General features: G+C 67.7%; 15 protein-coding genes and 1 tRNA gene. 10 read left to right on the forward strand and 6 right to left on the reverse strand.

The features are described from left to right. Nucleotides 1–75: 75 nt before the first annotated feature. The 3 genes from PTQ19_RS11355 to PTQ19_RS11365 all read left to right on the forward strand — a co-directional run bounded on the left by PTQ19_RS11355 (nt 76) and on the right by PTQ19_RS11365 (nt 1,542). Entirely contained in the window at nt 76–930 is an 855-nt protein-coding gene (locus PTQ19_RS11355) for a LuxR C-terminal-related transcriptional regulator (RefSeq protein WP_224818780.1), read from the forward strand. A 112-nt stretch (nt 931–1,042) separates the two neighbouring features. Then, entirely contained in the window at nt 1,043–1,384 is a 342-nt protein-coding gene (locus PTQ19_RS11360; RefSeq protein ID WP_206551607.1) for a histone-like nucleoid-structuring protein Lsr2, read from the forward strand. A gap of 81 nt (nt 1,385–1,465) precedes the next feature. Next, nucleotides 1,466–1,542 (forward strand) — tRNA-Arg (locus tag PTQ19_RS11365). Nucleotides 1,543–1,562: 20 nt separating this feature from the next. Here PTQ19_RS11365 and PTQ19_RS11370 read toward each other — a convergent pair. The 3 genes from PTQ19_RS11370 to PTQ19_RS11380 form a co-directional block, all read right to left on the reverse strand. After that, nucleotides 1,563–2,060 (reverse strand): HNH endonuclease, encoded by a 498-nt coding sequence (locus PTQ19_RS11370; protein WP_274367415.1) that lies wholly within the window; start codon nt 2,058–2,060, stop codon nt 1,563–1,565. Between the two features lie 304 nt (nt 2,061–2,364). Continuing rightward, nucleotides 2,365–3,090, reverse strand: coding sequence for a M23 family metallopeptidase (locus PTQ19_RS11375; RefSeq protein ID WP_206551624.1), 726 nt, complete (start codon nt 3,088–3,090; stop codon nt 2,365–2,367). A 341-nt stretch (nt 3,091–3,431) separates the two neighbouring features. After that, a complete protein-coding gene (locus PTQ19_RS11380) occupies nt 3,432–4,133 on the reverse strand; it encodes a metal-dependent transcriptional regulator (RefSeq protein WP_274367416.1) in 702 nt (233 codons plus the stop codon). A gap of 102 nt (nt 4,134–4,235) precedes the next feature. Here PTQ19_RS11380 and serC point away from each other — a divergent pair, with 102 nt between their 5' ends. Further along, complete coding sequence (gene serC / locus PTQ19_RS11385; RefSeq protein WP_274367417.1) at nt 4,236–5,345, forward strand: phosphoserine transaminase; 1,110 nt, start codon at nt 4,236–4,238, stop codon at nt 5,343–5,345. 153 nt (nt 5,346–5,498) lie between these two features. Here the strand turns inward: serC and PTQ19_RS11390 are convergent, their stop codons facing one another. Next, nucleotides 5,499–6,017 (reverse strand): DUF3027 domain-containing protein, encoded by a 519-nt coding sequence (locus PTQ19_RS11390; protein WP_274367418.1) that lies wholly within the window; start codon nt 6,015–6,017, stop codon nt 5,499–5,501. Continuing rightward, entirely contained in the window at nt 6,001–6,381 is a 381-nt protein-coding gene (locus tag PTQ19_RS11395) for a cold-shock protein (protein WP_179410220.1), read from the reverse strand. The genes PTQ19_RS11390 and PTQ19_RS11395 overlap by 17 nt, the downstream gene beginning before the upstream one ends. Before the next feature lie 98 nt (nt 6,382–6,479). Between PTQ19_RS11395 and PTQ19_RS11400 the strand changes: the two genes are divergently transcribed. The 6 genes from PTQ19_RS11400 to PTQ19_RS11425 all read left to right on the forward strand — a co-directional run bounded on the left by PTQ19_RS11400 (nt 6,480) and on the right by PTQ19_RS11425 (nt 13,056). After that, a complete protein-coding gene (locus tag PTQ19_RS11400; protein ID WP_206551604.1) occupies nt 6,480–6,755 on the forward strand; it encodes a multidrug ABC transporter ATPase in 276 nt (91 codons plus the stop codon). A gap of 15 nt (nt 6,756–6,770) precedes the next feature. Then, a complete protein-coding gene (locus PTQ19_RS11405) occupies nt 6,771–8,456 on the forward strand; it encodes a helicase-associated domain-containing protein (RefSeq protein WP_274367419.1) in 1,686 nt (561 codons plus the stop codon). Between the two features lie 30 nt (nt 8,457–8,486). Further along, entirely contained in the window at nt 8,487–10,130 is a 1,644-nt protein-coding gene (locus PTQ19_RS11410) for a DNA repair helicase XPB (protein WP_274367420.1), read from the forward strand. Nucleotides 10,131–10,226: 96 nt separating this feature from the next. Continuing rightward, nucleotides 10,227–10,919, forward strand: a complete 693-nt coding sequence (locus PTQ19_RS11415; protein ID WP_179410216.1) for a response regulator transcription factor — start codon at nt 10,227–10,229, stop codon at nt 10,917–10,919. Between the two features lie 19 nt (nt 10,920–10,938). Continuing rightward, nucleotides 10,939–12,654 carry a sensor histidine kinase gene (locus tag PTQ19_RS11420; RefSeq protein WP_274367421.1) on the forward strand — a complete coding sequence of 572 codons (1,716 nt, stop codon included), beginning with the start codon at nt 10,939–10,941 and terminating at the stop codon, nt 12,652–12,654. A 114-nt stretch (nt 12,655–12,768) separates the two neighbouring features. Then, the gene (locus PTQ19_RS11425; protein ID WP_179410214.1) at nt 12,769–13,056 is read left to right on the forward strand and encodes a WXG100 family type VII secretion target; all 288 of its coding nucleotides are present in this window, start codon (nt 12,769–12,771) and stop codon (nt 13,054–13,056) included. Between the two features lie 96 nt (nt 13,057–13,152). Here the strand turns inward: PTQ19_RS11425 and groL are convergent, their stop codons facing one another. Further along, the gene (gene groL / locus PTQ19_RS11430) at nt 13,153–14,769 is read right to left on the reverse strand and encodes a chaperonin GroEL (protein ID WP_206821985.1); all 1,617 of its coding nucleotides are present in this window, start codon (nt 14,767–14,769) and stop codon (nt 13,153–13,155) included. Nucleotides 14,770–14,814 lie beyond the last annotated feature (45 nt).

Consider the following 14,814-nt stretch of genomic DNA (forward strand, 5'->3'; position numbering starts at 1 on the left):
AGTGCCGCGCGAGTGATAGGGTCGACGCTACGAAATGGGTGGACGGGGTCGTCACCCCCGAAAGTTGGTAGTCGTTTGAGCACGATCGCACGGTGCGAACCGGTCGAGCAGCTCGTCGCCGAGGGGGTGCGCGAGCTGGCTCGCTGTACCCGTTTCCCGGTCGCATTCGGCGGACTCATCGATCACGGCACCGTGTCGGTGACGAACATCATCGGAAACCGCACGCGCAGCTTGGACGGTCTGAGCGTCCGACCCGAGCGCGGATTGGGCGGACGAGCGATGATCGAGTTGCGTCCGCGGATGACCAATGACTACCGCACCTCCCGGCAGATCACTCACGATTACGACGTGTACGTGCTGGGCGAAGGCCTGCGCACTCTGCTGGCGCTGCCGATCATCGTCGACGGCCGCCCCCGAGGCGTCCTCTACGCCGGCGCGTGGGAGGAGTCTCAGATCGGCGGAGTCACGACGGCTCCCGCCATGGGCGTCGTGCAACGGATCGGCACCGAGCTGAGGGTGCGTGACGAGGTAGAGCGACGCGTGCGCGAGATGGCACCGGCCCCGGTGCTGGACGCCACGCAGCGCGAAGACCTGCGCGAGAGCTTCGCCGAGTTGCGCAGCATCGCCGCGTTGCTCACCGATGACGCGCTACGCGGTCGGATCGCGTCCGTCGAACGGCGGCTGTTGGGACTTGCCGCGCCCCAGGCAGAGCCCGTGACCGAACCGGTGCAGACCGTGCACCTCTCGCGACGCGAACTGGATGTGCTGTCGTGCGCCGCGATGGGATCGACGAACGCACAGATCGCTGCCCAGCTCAGCCTGCGCGAGGGCACTGTCAAGGCATACCTTGGTGCGGCGATGTCGAAGCTCGATGCCTCGACGCGCCACGCGGCTGTGACCCGAGCCCGCCGTCTCGGCCTATTGCCCTGAATCGATCGGCTGAATTGATTCGTCGAATTCGAGATCTTCGGCGGCGCAATTCTCTGACATCAATGCGCGTGGCGTATTGCCACCTCCGAGATATCGGAATAGTGTGACCTGCATGGCTCGACGAATTGTGCATCAACTGGTTGACGACATCGACGGAACGCTGCTCGAGGTCGGCGAGGGCGAGACCATTCATTTCTCTCTGAATGGAACCGCCTACGAGATCGATCTGACGGCCGCTCACGCCGAGGAGCTGCGTGTCGCGCTCGCGCCGTACATCGAAGCGGGACGCCGGTCGTCGGCGTCTGGAGCCCGCGCATCGGCCCCCCGCCGCCGTGCGGCACGGAACTCCGATTCCGCCGCGATCCGCGCGTGGGCGAAGGAGCAGGGCCACGAGGTCTCCGAGCGCGGGCGCATTCCCGCCGAAATCGTGGACGCCTACAACGCCGCTCACTGACGACGCCGAGAGGGTGCCGGGTTCTTCCCGGCGCCCTCTCGCGCTCTCGTCGCCGATCCGACACGGTTAGACTTGCCGTGCGCCTTCGTAGCTCAGCTGGATAGAGCAGCCCTCTCCTAAAGGGCAGGTCGCAGGTTCGAATCCTGTCGAGGGCACCACCAATGCGTCGGCCGAACGGCTAGGCCGCAAGCGCCAGATACGGCTCCCACCGCGGGTCTCCTCGCTCCGCGCCGCGCAGCGTCCACGACGAACCACGCGGTTGCCGCGGCGTCACTCGCAGCGCCCAACCCATCTCCTGCGGCGTGCGATCGCTCTTGGCGTTGTTGCACCTCAGGCAGCAGGCGACGAGATTCTCCCAGCTGTTCCCTCCCCCACGGGAACGGGGAAGCACATGGTCGATGGTCGCCGCGGATTTGCCGCAGTAGCCGCACCGGTGCTCATCGCGACGCAGCACGCCGCGACGCGTCACCGGCACTCTGCGCGTCGACGGCACGCGCACGTAGCGGGTGAGCAGGATCACGACGGGTCTGTCGTACGCGTTGCGTCCGGCCACAACGGGGTCGTTCTCCACGTGCTCGATCACGCTCGCCTTGTCATTCATGACCAGGACCAGGGCTCTCTTGAACGAGACCACCGTGAGCGGTTCATATCCGGCGTTCAGTACCAGTGTGCGCATCGTCGTCATCCCTTCGATCCGCCGGGATGGCTTCCCGGCACTCTCGACTCACACGACGTCGCACGGGCGGCAGATGAGGGCAGATACGAAAAAGGCGCTGTCTAGCGACAGCGCCATTCGCGCTCGGCGGAACCGAACCGTCCCTGCGGACGGTGCAGATGGCTCCGATGGCCGTGCGCATCCATGGTTCGGATGCCCGGTATCGGTTCCATCTGCTTCTCCTGCCTGTACGACGACGCGTACAGGCTAGCCCATCGCCCTGACCAGAAGGCGAACCGCAGATGAACCGCGGCAACGTGTCGGGTCAGGAAGCGTTGGCGCGCAGCCAGCTGATCGGCTCGACGAGCGAACCGTTGACCTTGACCTCGTAGTGCAGGTGAGCGCCGTAGGAGCGACCGGTGTTGCCGACCTTGCCGATGAACTGGCCGGCCTCGACGGTCTGCCCCGCCTGCACGGCGCGGCTTCCGTTGATCATGTGCGCGTAGAGCGTCGACACGCGCTGGCCACCGACGACCGAGTCGATCACGATGGCCACGCCGTAGCCGTAGTAGCCCTCGGACGAGATGCGCACGACTCCGCTGGCCGTCGCGAAGATCGGCGTACCCGCAGGGGCGACCATGTCGGCGCCATTGTGACCGTTGCCGAGGGTGCGGCTGACGTAGTACGAGCCCTGCGGAACCGGATAGCGGACCGCACCCGAGCCGGCAGCTGCCAGCCGGAGGTCGGCATCGCTGATCGCAGCGCCACTGTTGTTGGCCGCGGCGACACGAGCGGCGGCTGCGGCACGGGCCTTGGCTGCCTCTTCGGCCTTCTTCTTCGCGATCTCGTCCGGCGTGGTTGCCGAGTACTCACCGCGCTCCAGGGGCGCTGCGGTGGCCTCTGAGGCGACAACGAGCGACTGCGCATCGCTCACAGCCATCTGCTGCAGGGTGGTTGCCTGGTCTGTGACCGGATTAGTCGCCGCGTAGGCGGGAAGTGCGACAGCGGCGACCAGCGCGCTCACGGCCGCGAAGATCGCGACCGTTCGCATCGGCTTGACGCTCGCGCGGCGTGCGTCGGATACGCGCGCCCGTACGGACTTCTTTTCTTCAGCTGTCTCGGTCGTGACGATATCTGCGGCCAAAAGGGTGTCCTCCTGCGCCTCCGCGCTCGGGTAAAGCGCCGGTTCATCAGCAATGTCGATTCTCGGGCACGTATGACACGGCACGTTGTGCGAACTGCTCGCGAGGACGATGAACCGGGGAGGCGATCCTCGCGATCGTCACCGGCGGGCTTCTGCGCCGACGACTTCACCGAGGCTACCGGACGATAACGTTTCTGTCACCCTCAGAACCTGGCAATCCGCTCCACCGACCGAAAAACAATCCCTGATCAGGCCTTTGACTGAACCAGGAAGATGTGCGATGCGAGCTCGACCGGAAGCTCCAGCCCCTCTTCCCGACCCTCCATACGGATCAGGACGTACCCCTCGCTGTAGCGGTAGTCGCCTGTTGCGCCGGGCACGACACCGGCCTCGCGCAACTGCTCGAGAAGCTCGGGGTCGACCTGCGCGGGCTCGGCGAGACGGCGCACGGTGCCCTGAATGGGGCCACCCTCGGCGTCGAGCTTCTTGACCAATCCGATGACGCCCTCGTCGAACGCCGGCGTGGCGACGTCACCGAGCTGGTCGAGACCGGGGATCGGGTTGCCGTAGGGGGATTCGGTCGGATGCCCGAGCAGTTCGACCAAGCGGCGCTCGACCTGCTCGCTCATCACGTGCTCCCACCGGCACGCCTCGTCGTGCACGTACGCCCAGTCCAGACCGATGACATCCGACAGCAAGCGCTCGGCGAGACGGTGCTTGCGCATCACGTCGACGGCCTTGCGGCGACCGTCGTCGGTGAGTTCGAGGCGCCGATCCTCAGACACGACGACCAGGCCGTCGCGCTCCATGCGCCCCACCGTCTGCGAGACGGTCGGACCGGAGTGCCCGAGGCGCTCCGAGATGCGTGCGCGCAACGGCACGATGTTCTCCTCCTCGAGTTCGAGGATGGTGCGCAGATACATCTCTGTGGTGTCGATCAAGTCGGTCATGCGGGCCCTCCGAAGCGTGTTAGGCAAGCCTACCTTCCCGGCGATCGTCAACGGCTCGTCACACGACGGATGGCACTTCCCATGCGGCATACAATCAACAGCATGGCGATCGAGATCCCCCGTGAACTCCTGCCCGTCGACGGACGCTTCGGCTGTGGTCCGTCCAAAGTGCGCCCCGCGCAGATCGAGGCGCTGTCCTCGGTGGGCATGAGCCTGCTGGGCACCTCGCACCGCCAGGCGGGCGTCAAGAACCTCGTCGGCAGCGTCCGAGAGCGTCTCACGAGCCTGTTCCGCCTGCCGGACGGGTACGAGATCGTGCTCGGCAACGGTGGCTCCACGGCGTTCTGGGATGCCGCGGCATTCGGCCTCATCGAGCGCCGCAGCCAGAACCTCGTGTTCGGCGAGTTCGGTGGCAAGTTCGCCAAGGCCGCCGCCGCTCCGTGGCTGGAGACACCCGACGTCCGCCAGGCAGAGCCGGGCACCGCGACGACGCCCGAGCTCGTCGACGGCGTCGACGTGTATGCCTGGCCTCACAACGAGACCTCCACCGGCGTCGCCGCCCCTGTACAGCGCGTCGCCTCGGACGGGGCACTGACGGTCATCGATGCAACCAGCGCGGCCGGCGGCATCGACTTCGATACCACGCAGGCAGACGTGTACTACTTCGCCCCGCAGAAGAACCTCGGCTCGGACGGCGGCATCTGGTTCGCCGCGATGTCTCCGGCTGCCATCGAACGCATCGAACGCATCGCCGCCTCGGACCGATACATCCCCGAGTTCCTCAGCCTGAAGAACGCGGTCGACAACTCGCGCCTGAACCAGACGCTGAACACACCGGCGCTCACCACCCTGCACCTGCTCGACTCGCAGCTGGAGTGGATGCTGGGCAACGGAGGCCTCAGCTGGGCCGCTGCCCGCACCGCGGAGTCCTCCGGCCTGCTGTACGACTGGGCAAGCGCATCCGACGTCGCGACGCCGTTCGTCGCCGACCCGGCCTACCGCTCTCCCGTCGTCGTCACGATCGACTTCGACGACAGCATCGACGCCGCAGCCATTGCCAAGACGTTGCGCGCGAACGGGGTCGTCGACACCGAACCGTACCGCAAGCTCGGCCGCAACCAGCTGCGGGTGGCGACGTTCGTGGCGATCGAGCCCGATGACGTACGGCAGCTGATCCGCTCGATCGACTACGTGCTTGCGCAGCAGGGCTGATCCAGACCTGACTTCAACACAGAGCCCCGCCCGCAGACCATCGGTCCGCGGGCGGGGCTCCATCGTCGTCAGCGCGCGAGTTCGTCAGTGAGCGAGCGATTCAGTCGTCAGAGAGCGCGAGGCTCAGAGCGCGGGGCCCGACAGACGCGTGGCTCAGGACTCGTCGTCCGCCTCATCAGCGTCATCCTCATCGAGCTCGTCGATGTCGACGCCGTCGAGATCTCCGCCATGCAGGTGCGGCGAGCCGTCTTCGTCGAAGTCCGACGCGTCGAGGTCGTCGACGTCGTCGAGGTCTGCGTCATCGTCCTCGGTGTCTTCTTCGTCAGCATCCGACTCTGCGCCCTGCGCGGCGAGTTCCGCCTGATGTGCACGGTACTCGGCCAGGCGCTCAGCCCACGGCACCCAGTCCGGTGCCAGCAACGCGCCCTCGCCCGGCATGAGCTCGACCTCGAGCACGGTGGGCTCCGCGTCCTCGACCTGGGCGACACTGACCGTCCAGTACCACCCCGGATACCCGGAGAGACGGTTCTCGAAGCGCAGTGAGACGGCGCCCGAGTCGTCGACGCTGTACCCAGCGGGCGGGCCGACCGTTGCCGCAGGAGTGATCTCGTGCAGCGCGGCCAGGGCGAGCTCTCGCGTCGCCGCGGCGAGTTCGTCAGGCGTCGAGGTCATCGGCGACCTTGCGCAGCACGGCAGCGATCTTGCGACCCTGGGCCGGGGAGGGGTAGCGCCCGTGGCGCAGTGCTCCGCCCATCTCGTCGAGCAGACGCACCAGGTCCTCGACGATGACGGCCATGTCGTCAGCATTCTTGCGTGCGGCCTTCGCCAGGCTCGGCGGGGCGTCCAGCACGCGCACGGACAGCGCCTGCGGCCCCTTGCGACCGTCGGCGAGACCGAACTCGACGCGCGAGTTCTTCTTGACCGCGACGCCTTCGGGAAGGGCCGAGGCGTGCAGGAAGACGTCCTGACCGTCATCGCCTGCGATGAAGCCGAACCCCTTCTCGTCGTCGTAGAACCTGACCTTGCCGGTGGGCATGCGAGAACCTCACTGAAGAATGATGAAAAGCCGCGCGGCGCGCGACTGCCTCCAGCCTACCCGTCTGCCGGTGAGCCGCAGGCGATACGCTGAGAAGGATGAGTACGCATGAGCAGAGCCCCGAACCACGCACCGGCAGCCTGGAACGATTCCTGGCGTACGGGGCGCTCGGCCTCGCCGCCGCCTCCATCATCAGCTTCTTCGCGATCATCATCGGAACGTCCACCGGCATGGATCAGGAGTCGTTCGGCAGCGGTGTCTGGCCGTTCATCGCGGCGCTCCCCCTGTTCGGTCTGCCTCTGGCGTTCGTGATGATCATCGCGCTGCTGACGATCAGTTTCGTGCGCAAGGGACGCGCGAACAAGCGGTCCTGAGAACAAGCGGCCCCGATGAGCACCCACGCACGCCCGCTGGCCGACCGGCTCGCCGCGGCGAGCGATGCGCAGCTGGAACGGCTGCTGCGCATCAGGGGGGTGCGCCCGGACGTCGCATGGGAAGACTTCTTCGACGCGGCCGAGGCGTTGCTCGAGTCCGCGTCGATCGATCGCGGTCTCGAAGCACTCACTCTGCCTGAGGCGCAGACGGTGCATGCGGCGGTCACCGGATCATCGGATGCCACGGCTCCGGCCGCCCTGGACGATCTCGCGCTTCTGGACGCCGACGGCCGCGCACCGGCACCGGTCGCCGCCGCCGTGACGGCCCGCGGCCCGGTGCCGGACCCCGCGCAGACCACCGTGGAGAGGGCATCCGACGCCGTCGCCGCACGCGCCGCGGAACGCGCCTTCACGACCATCGGCGCGGTGGCCGATCTGCTGCTTGCGACGCGTTCCGCACCGCTGTCGTTGGTGGCGACCGGCGCGCTGAGCGCCTCGGAGCGGCGACAGTTCGCCGGTGCCGGCAACGTCGAGGATCTTCGGGTGCTCGCCGAGACGGCCGGGCTCGTGCGTCCGGTCGACCGCGAGCTGCGCATCACCGCCGCTGCCGAGGAATGGCTGGCTGCCTCGTTCGGACCGCGATGGGCGCAGGTCGCCGACGCTCTCCGGGCGGCTCTGCCGCGCGGCATCCGCTCCGCGAACGGGTGGCTTCCGGCGGCGCACTGGCCAGAGGCGCATCCCTGGGACCCGGCCTGGCCGGCGCGGGCCGCGCAGCTGCAGCGGCTCGCCGAGCTCCTGGGGCTGCTCGCCGAGGACGGCACCGAACCCGAGTGGGCTGAGCCGCTGCGCGCCGGCGCAGCCGTTGACACGCGCGCGCTCGAAGCGCTCCTGCCGACCGAGGTGGACCGGCTGTTCCTGCAGAACGACCTCACCGCGATCGCGCCGGGCCCCCTGGTGCCGGCGCTCGACAACCGGCTGCGGGCGATGACCGAGCACGAGTCGGCGGCGCAGGCCTCGTCGTACCGTTTCACGGCGGATGCCCTCGCTCGCGCACTGGCCGAAGGCGAGACCCAGCAGGGGATCCTCGGGTTCCTGCGCGAGGTGTCGCTGACCGGCGTCCCGCAACCCCTGGAGTACCTGCTCGCCCAGACGGCGGCGCGTCATGGCCTGGTGCGCGTCGGCCCCGACGCGACCGGCGGCACGGTGGTGTCGAGCGCTGACGACCATCTGCTGGAAGCGATCGAGATCGATCGCAGCCTGCGCCCGATGGGCCTGGTGCGCGATGGCGACGTGCTCGTGTCGCGGGTCGGTGCGCAGACCGTGACCTGGGCGCTGACCGACGCCCGCTACCCGGCGACGTTGGTGGATCGCGGCGGGATCCCGGTGGCCGCCTCGCGCACCCGGCTGGCGCCGACTGAGGGCCCGCAGGAGCTGTCATACGCGCCGCTGATCGCACGGCTGCGCTCCCGGCAAGGACCGGATGCGGATGCTGCTTGGCTCGACCGCGAGTTGGATGCAGCGGTCCGCGCTCGCGCACTCGTGGTCGTCGAGGTGGCGATGCCCGACGGTTCAAGCCGGGAGCTCACGCTGGAGGCCTCCGGGCTCGGCGGCGGCCGCCTGCGCGGTCGCGACCGCGCCGCCGACGTGGAGCGAACGCTGCCGGTGCGCAGCATCCGATCGGTGCGGATGCTGGAGAGCTGACCACATGGGCGGCGGGTAGACTGATCCGCTATGTCTGATGGCCCCCTGATCGTCCAGAGCGACCGCACCGTGCTGCTGGAGGTCGCGCACGCCGATGCCGAGTCGGCCCGGCACGAACTGGCGATCTTCGCCGAGCTTGAGCGCGCGCCGGAACACATCCACACCTACCGCATCACGCGATTGGGTCTGTGGAACGCTCGCGCGGCGGGCCACACCGCTGAGGACATGCTCGAGACGCTCGACCGGTGGTCGCGCTTCCCCGTGCCGCCATCGGTGGCCGTCGACCTGCGCGAGACGGTGAACCGGTATGGACGCCTGGTGATCGAGCGCGATGACGAGGGTGCGCTGATCCTGCGCTCCAGCGATCCGGCGGTGCTGACACAGGTGGCGGGGAACAAGCGCATCCAGCCGCTGCTCATCGGGCATCCGAGTCCCGACACCTACGTCGTCGACGCCTGGGCGCGCGGGCAGGTCAAGCAGGAGCTGCTCAAGATCGGGTGGCCGGCCGAGGATCTCGCCGGGTACACCCCCGGCACTCCGCACGAGATCGATCTCGCCGAGGACGGCTGGACGATGCGCCCCTACCAGCGTGAGGCCGTCGACGCGTTCGCGAAGGACGGTTCTGGGGTGGTCGTGCTCCCCTGTGGCGCCGGAAAGACGATCGTCGGCGCGGGAGCCATGGCGGCAACCGGGACGACGACGCTGATCCTGGTGACCAACACCGTCTCGGCCCGCCAGTGGCGCGACGAGTTGCTCAAGCGTACCTCGCTGACTCCCGAGGAGATCGGCGAGTACTCCGGGCAGGCCAAGGAGGTCAAGCCGGTCACGATCGCCACCTACCAGATCCTGACGGCGAAGAGGAAGGGCCAGTACGCCCACCTGTCGCTGCTCGATGAGATGGACTGGGGGCTGATCGTGTACGACGAGGTGCACCTGCTGCCGGCGCCGGTGTTCAAGCTGACCGCCGACCTGCAGGCGCGCCGCCGGATCGGGCTGACCGCCACGCTGGTGCGCGAGGACGGCCGCGAAGGCGACGTGTTCAGCCTGATCGGGCCAAAGCGCTTCGACGCACCGTGGAAGCAGATCGAGTCGCAGGGGTTCATCTCGCCCGCGGCGTGCTTCGAGGTGCGGGTGGATCTGCCGCCGAGCGACCGGCTGGAGTACGCCGCCGCGACCGACGACGAGCGCTACCGCCTCGCGGCATCGGCACCGGCGAAGATCACCGCCGTGCGCGAGCTGATCGACAAACACCCCGGTGAGCGAATCCTCGTCATCGGGCAGTACCTCGACCAGCTCGAGGCGCTGTCAGATGCCCTCGGCGCCCCGCGGATCACCGGCGCGACGCCGGTCGACGAGCGTGAGGAGCTGTACCGGCAGTTCCGCGAGGGCGAGATCTCGCTTCTCGTGGTCTCGAAGGTCGCGAATTTCTCGATCGACCTGCCCGAGGCGTCCGTCGCCATCCAGGTGTCGGGTTCGTTCGGTTCCCGCCAGGAGGAGGCCCAGCGTCTGGGCCGGTTGCTGCGCCCCAAGCAGTCGAACCACACGGCGAGCTTCTACACGCTGATCGCCCGCGACACCGTCGACCAGGACTACGCGCAGAACCGACAGCGATTCCTCGCTGAGCAGGGGTACAGCTACACGATCCTCGACGCCCACGACCTGACCGCCGCGTAGCGGACATCCGACGCACACCGACTCCACGAACGGGTGAAGCGCCGCACCTCCGAAGACAATCAGCCGACACCATGGCGAAGTCACCATAATGGGGTCATGACTGATGCGCGCATTCTGGTCGTCGATGACGAACCGAACATCCGCGACCTGCTCTCCCGGGGTCTCAGCTTCGCCGGCTTCAAAGTGAAGACGGTCGCCAACGGCGCGGCCACCATCTCGGCCGTCCTCGAAGAGGAGCCTGACCTCATCATCCTCGATGTGATGCTGCCCGATATGAACGGCTTCAGCGTCACCAAGCGCCTCCGCGGTGCCGGATTCACCGCGCCGATCCTGTTCCTCACCGCGAAGGATGATACCCAGGACAAGATCGAGGGCCTCAACTCGGGCGGCGACGACTACGTCACCAAGCCGTTCGCGCTCGACGAGATCGTCGCCCGTGCGCAGGCGATCCTGCGGCGCACCATGCAGGCCGATGAGGAGTCGCTGATCCGTGCCGGCGAGCTCTCGATGGACCAGGACACACACGACGTCTTCGTCGGCAAGATCCCGATCGAGCTCAGCCCGACCGAGTTCAAGCTGCTCAAGTACCTGATGCTCAACCCCAACCGCGTGCTGTCGAAGGCCCAGATCCTCGATCACGTCTGGGAGTACGACTTCAACGGCGACGCCGGCATCGTCGAGAGCTACATCTCGTATCTGCGACGCAAGATCGACCCGCACACCGAGGAGTCAGTGATCCAGACCAAGCGCGGTTTCGGATACATGCTGAAGGTCGGCAAGTCCGCCTGACGCCCAGCGGAAGACGGTCATGGCAAACGGATCCGATGCCGTCACCCAGTGGTGGCGGCGAATCAGCCTGCGGGCGAAGGTCACCGGCGTCACCGTCGCGGTGCTCGCCCTGGGCCTGGTGATCGCCGGAATCGGCACCGTTCCCATCCTGCGCACGGCGATGATCGACAACATCGACGCGCAGTTGCCCGCGCTGGCGACCACCGGGCAGGCCGAGCGCTTCTTCGACGTGTCGGCGGGCGACGGCGGCTTGATCTTCGATCCCGCGGCGGACGCGCCGCGGGCGACGGACTTCGTGGTCGCGTTTTACCAGACCGATGGCACGATGATCGCCGAGGCCGGCGGTCACTCCGCAGAACGTCGCCCCGTCTTTCCCGAGACTCTCACCCTTCAGCAGGCGAAGGCCCGAGAAGACCAGGTCATCCCCCTGAGCGGGCCCGACGGGCTGCAGTTCCATGCCGCGGTCTCGCCGCAGCCCGCGCAGAGCGCGCCGAACAACCTGTATGTGCAGGTCGTCGCGCTGCCCTTGGAAGAGGCCGACCGGATCGTCGGCACCTACTCGGCCGTGTACACGACCGTCGCGCTTGTCACGATCCTGCTGGCGGCATTGCTCACGCGCGTGCTGGTGACGCTGACGTTTCGGCGCCTGGGCCACGTCGAGTCCACGGCCATGGCCATCGCCGCCGGAGACTTCAGCCAACGACTCACCGACCTCGAGCCGACCACCGAGGTCGGACGCCTCAATGCGGCCATCAACACCATGCTCGACCGCGTCGACAGGTCGATCGCCCAGCGCGATCGCACCGTGCAGAACATGCGCCGCTTCATCGGCGATGCGAGCCATGAACTGCGCACTCCGCTCGTGAGCGTGCGCGGGTACGCCGAGCTGTACCGCATGGGCGCCATCCACGGCGATGAAGACACCGCGCGGGCAATGGAGCGCATTGAGAAAGAGGCGATCCGCATGGGCGTCCTGGTCGAGGACCTCCTCGCCCTGGCTCGTCTCGACGAGGAACGCTCGCGGGAGCTGCAGATCGAACCACTCGATCTGCGTCCGATCGCTCGTGACGCTGCTCTCGACGTGCGCGTCGCCGCCCCCGGTCGCACGGTCACAGTGATCGACACCACCGCCGACGGCCCCGTCGAACCGCACCTGCACGCACCGGTGAGCCCCGCTCCGACCAAGCCGACCCCCGCACCGGGGCGCGCCGGCGGGCCGCTGTCTCGGCTGCGACGCCGCCCCAAGCCCTCCCCGACCGAGCAGGTGCCGTCGATCGACTTCACCGAAGCGACCGATGCCCCCGTGCGCACGCCCCCGATCGTGATGGGCGAGGACAACAAGGTGCGGCAGGTCGTGACGAACCTGCTCGGCAACGCGCGCCGCTTCTCGCCGGAAGACGCGCCGATCGAGATCGTCGTCGGTGCTGACCGGCGCCGCGGCGTCGGTACGATCGCGATCGTCGATCACGGCGATGGCATCCCCCCGCAGATTCGTGAGCACATCTTCGAACGGTTCTGGCGCGCCGACACCTCGCGAGCCCGTGAGACCGGCGGTGCCGGTCTGGGACTCGCGATCGTGGCGTCCATCATCGAATCGCTGCACGGCTCGGTGCGGGTGGATGAGACCCCCGGTGGCGGCGCGACCTTCGTGGTATCGCTTCCGCTGGCCTCGCCCCAGGCGACGCCGGCGCACCTGCTCGAAGAGACGCAGCCGATTCAGCGCCTCGACCTCTGACGGTTCGCCGTGCACAATCGGCGGATGCCGGGAGTTGTGCACAGCTCCCGGGAACGGCACCTCTCGGCCCTGCCGCGCGCTTCTAAAGTCAGAAGCCCGTTGAGAGGAGAACCCATGTCCGTCTTCACCGTCGACACCGATGCGGTCAACGCCGCACACGGAGCCGCCCGCGCCACCATGGAGCGTCTGCAGAGCGAGTCCACCGCGCTGATGGCGCAACTGACTCAGCTGCAGTCCACCTGGACCGGCACCGCGGCCAACGCCTTCCAGCAGTGCGGCGAGCAGTGGCGCGGCGCACAGATGCACGTCGAGCAGGTGCTCGCGTCGATCAGCACCGCGCTCGGGTCGGCCGCCAGCCAATACGCCGAGGCGGACCAGTACTCGGCGAGCCTGTTCCGCTGAGGCCCGTTTCAGCGGCCGGCGGGCCCGACACGCAGAACGCCCCCTGCACACGCAGGGGGCGTTCTGTCTGAGCCGATGGGCCCTGATCAGATCAGATCAGAAGTCCATGCCACCGGTCGGGTCAGCCGGAGCGGCCGGAGCCTTCTCGGGCTTGTCAGCGACGACGACCTCGGTGGTGAGGAACAGACCGGCGATCGAGGCCGCGTTCTGCAGCGCCGAGCGGGTGACCTTCGCCGGGTCGATGATTCCCTGTGCGAACATGTCGCCGTACTCGCCGGTGGCCGCGTTCAGGCCCTGGCCCGCGGGGAGCTCCGAGACCTTGTGCGACACGACACCGGGCTCGAGGCCGGCGTTGATGGCGATCTGCTTCAGCGGTGCCTCGGTGGCGACGCGCACGATGTTCGCGCCCGTTGCCTCGTCACCGGTGAGCTGCAGGTTGTCGAGAACCTTGGCCGACTGCAGCAGCGCGACGCCACCGCCGGGGACGATGCCCTCTTCAACCGCAGCCTTGGCGTTGCGGACGGCGTCCTCGATGCGGTGCTTGCGCTCCTTGAGCTCGACCTCGGTGGCCGCGCCCGCCTTGATGACGGCGACGCCACCGGCGAGCTTGGCGAGACGCTCCTGCAGCTTCTCGCGGTCGTAGTCGCTGTCGGTGTTCTCGATCTCGCGACGGATCTGGGTCACGCGACCCTCGATCACGGATGCCTCACCGGCACCCTCGACGATCGTGGTCTCGTCCTTGGTGACGATGACCTTGCGCGCGCGGCCGAGCAGGTCGAGCGTGGTGTTCTCGAGCTTGAGGCCGACCTCTTCGGTGATGACCTGACCACCGGTGAGGATCGCGATGTCCTGCAGCTGCGCCTTGCGACGGTCGCCGAAGCCGGGAGCCTTGACGGCGACCGACTTGAAGATGCCGCGGATCTTGTTCAGCACGAGCGTCGCGAGAGCCTCGCCCTCGACGTCCTCGGCGATGATGACGAGCTCCTTGCCGTCCTGGATCACCTTGTCGACGACCGGCAGCAGGTCCTTGATGTTGCCGATCTTCTGGTTGGCGATGAGGATGTAGGGGTCCTCGAAGACCGCTTCCTGACGCTCGGGGTCCGTGACGAAGTAGGGGTTCAGGTAGCCCTTGTCGAAGCGCATGCCCTCGGTGAGCTCGAGCTCGGTGCCGAAGGTCTGCGACTCCTCGACGGTGACCACGCCCTCCTTGCCGACCTTGTCGATCGCCTCGGCGATCAGCGCGCCGATCTCGTTGTCTGCGGCGGAGATCGACGCGGTGGCGGCGATCTGCTCCTTCGACTCGATCTCCTTGGCGCTGCTCAGCAGGTCTTCGGTGATGGCCGCGACGGCCTTCTCGATGCCGCGCTTGAGCGAGATGGGGTCCGCGCCGGCTGCGACGTTGCGCAGGCCCTCGCGCACCAGTGCCTGGGCGAGAACGGTTGCGGTGGTGGTTCCGTCACCGGCGACGTCGTCGGTCTTCTTGGCGACCTCCTTGACGAGCTCCGCACCGATCTTCTCGTACGGGTCGTCGAGCTCGATCTCCTTGGCGATCGACACACCGTCGTTCGTGATCGTGGGGGCGCCCCACTTCTTCTCGAGCACGACGTTGCGACCACGCGGGCCGAGGGTCACCTTGACGGCGTCGGCCAGGGTGTTCAGGCCGCGCTCGAGGCCGCGGCGGGCCTCCTCATCGAAAGCGATGATCTTTGCCATGAGTCTTTCGTCCCTCCCGGACGTAGGCGATGGGTGTTAGCACTC

The sequence above is a fragment of the Microbacterium esteraromaticum genome, assembly GCF_028747645.1.
Classification (GTDB): Bacteria; Actinomycetota; Actinomycetes; order Actinomycetales; family Microbacteriaceae; genus Microbacterium; species Microbacterium esteraromaticum_C.